We start from the raw sequence: 2,353 nt of genomic DNA, 5'->3' as shown, positions 1-2,353 counted from the left end.
GTGATCTGGGGCAGGCGGGCGACCTCCAGCTGGAACTCCCGGGGCCCGATGACCCCGTCCCCGGAGATGCGCAGCGTGGTGGGGATGAGCCGCGCCTGGTCTCCGGTGCGGCCCAGCATGCCGACGGAGCGATCCTCCCGGAACGCTCCCACCACCGGGCCTAGATTGGTCAGCTTGAAGGAATTGGACAGGCTGGGAATGACAGTGATCACCTCCGCCGCCGCCATCGGCATGTCCACCGGGCCGAAGCCGAGGAACGGATGACCAAAGGCCAGGATCTGCTCCCCCTGGCGGTCGGTGACGGTGCCGGTGGCCGCCAGAGAGAGGTCCCCGCGGATCAACACCGCCGCCACCGGGCTCCCGGGCGCCAGCTCCCAGTCGGCAAGCTCCGCCGCCTCCCCGGACATCACCCCGGAGGAAGCGATCCGCCCGAGCCCCGACTGCAACAGTCCACGGCTCGTCTCGCCAAACCCCGAAGCCGTCCACAACAGCCCGGACGAGGCTTCGTCGGCCATCTTGGGCACCAGCTTGGCCAGCTCCGCGGCCAGAATTTCCTCCCCCACCTCGCCGTTGAGCCACTGCTTCAACGACGCCACTGGACCGGAGGCGGAACCTCGAACCACTGGCTTTCCGGAGGGGGGACCCACTTTCTGATCTACCTTCTGATTTCCGTCGGAGAGCAGGCCCAACGGGGTCCGCATTGTCTGCGGCTCTCCCTTCGGCATCGCCGCTCCCAGCTCGCGCATCTCTGCGATGGGGGTGATGCCCGCGATGGGATCCTTGGAGAAATTCCAGCCGAAGGCGACGGCCCCGGCCAGCCGGCCATCGATGTACACCGGGCTGCCGCTCATGCCGGCGATGACCCCGCTGTGCTCGAGATTCTGGCCGCTGAGCCGCGCCAGGATGGCGGTGGAGCCCGGGCTCGATCCGCGCAGCACTCCCAACACCTCGACCTCGAAGCGCTCCACCTCGCTGCCGGCAAAGACCGACAGACCGTAGCCGCGCTGGCCGCGCTGGATCTCTTCGACACCGATGGTCGGTGCCAGCGCCGCCTGCCCATCCTGAGCCGAGGCCGGAGCCGCGCTCAGCAACACCCCCAACAGGGCGATGGCCACCAGGAGCCACCGGCCGCAGCTTGCGCTCGTCGGGGCCGTGCTCGTCGGGGGCGCGCTCGCCGGGGTCGGCAGCGCTGAAGCCGGCCGTCTCTCAGCCGGCCGTCCCTCAGCCAACCGTCTCTCAGCCGACTCTCGCCATCCTCTTCGCTGATCCATCAAAGCTCGCGTCCCTCCTGATCCTCTGATTTTTCGAGCAACGGTGCAGGGTCGAAGCGACCGCTGCGCAACACCGCCCAGCCATGGCCGCGCCACTGTACCAAGGTCGACGGAGGTCCTCCGGCCAGTGCACCGTCGTCGACCACCGCTCCATCCCAACCCGCCAGCAAGGCCGCCGCCGCGTCGGGATCCGTCACCGGCGCCTCACCGCTGCGATTGGCGCTGGTCACCGTCAACGGTCCCAGCTCCTCCAGCAGTCTGCGCAGGAGGGGATGGTCCGGAATCCGTACCGCCACCGTGCCCGCCGCGCCGTCCGCCGCCGCCAAGGTCTGCCCCGGCGCCAGCGGCAGCACCGCCGTCAGAGCCGCCGGCCAAAGCGCCAGCAGATGATTCAATCCCGGCGCGTCGGGGGCTATGCCCAGGCTCTCCAGCTGGTCCCGATGAGCCACCGCCACCGGCAGCGCCGCCGAGGCGGGCCGCCCCTTCAGCTCGTATACTGCCCGCACCGCCCTGGGGTTGCATGGATCCACCGCCAATCCGTAGGACGACTCCGTCGGGACCGCGATGATACCGCCTCGACGGAGGAGCTCCCGCAGCGGGTCCAGAGGCTCTCCCGGATGCCAGCGGGGCACCGCCTGCGCAGGGGGAAAACCGGCGGCGGAGCTCACTACGAGGAAGCGCTCCGCTGCGAGCTCGATTTCTTGGGATTCGATTTGGCGGGGGAAGGGTCGCGAGCGCTGATGCGCAGCAGCTCTCTAGCGTGGCGCAGCGAGAGCTCGGTGACCTCCTGACCGGCGAGCATCCGCGCCAGCTCCTCGACCCGATCGGTCCGCTCCAAGGTCTCGACTTTGGCGAAGGTGCGGCCGTCCCGAACCTCCTTGCCGACCTTGAACTGCCGATCTCCACAGGCCGCCACCTGGGGCAGATGGGTCACCGCCAAGATCTGGCCACCGGCCGCCAGGCGCTGCAGCTTCTTGCCCAAAGCCGCCGCCTCGGCGCCGCCCACCCCGGTATCCACCTCGTCGAAGACCAGCGTCGGCGTCGCTTTCTGCTTCTCACCGCCGGCGGCCAGCTGCAGCGCC

General features: G+C 69.5%; 3 protein-coding genes. All 3 read right to left on the bottom strand.

Annotated features, from left to right (window positions below):
- A partial coding sequence (locus tag SX243_25945) for a SpoIVB peptidase S55 domain-containing protein (protein MDY7096428.1) occupies nt 1-1,115 on the bottom strand: 1,115 nt, incomplete at its 3' end.
- A 155-nt stretch (nt 1,116-1,270) separates the two neighbouring features.
- On the bottom strand, nt 1,271-1,939 hold the full coding sequence (locus SX243_25940; GenBank protein MDY7096427.1) for a Sua5/YciO/YrdC/YwlC family protein: 669 nt from the start codon (nt 1,937-1,939) through the stop codon (nt 1,271-1,273).
- Nucleotides 1,939-2,353, bottom strand: a 415-nt coding sequence (locus SX243_25935) for a hypothetical protein (GenBank protein ID MDY7096426.1), incomplete at its 5' end; no start/stop codon positions are given. The genes SX243_25935 and SX243_25940, both read right to left, overlap by 1 nt.

This window comes from Acidobacteriota bacterium (genome assembly GCA_034211275.1).
GTDB lineage: Bacteria > Acidobacteriota > Thermoanaerobaculia > Multivoradales > JAHZIX01 > JAGQSE01.
This window is presented reverse-complemented; position numbering and strand designations above follow the sequence as displayed.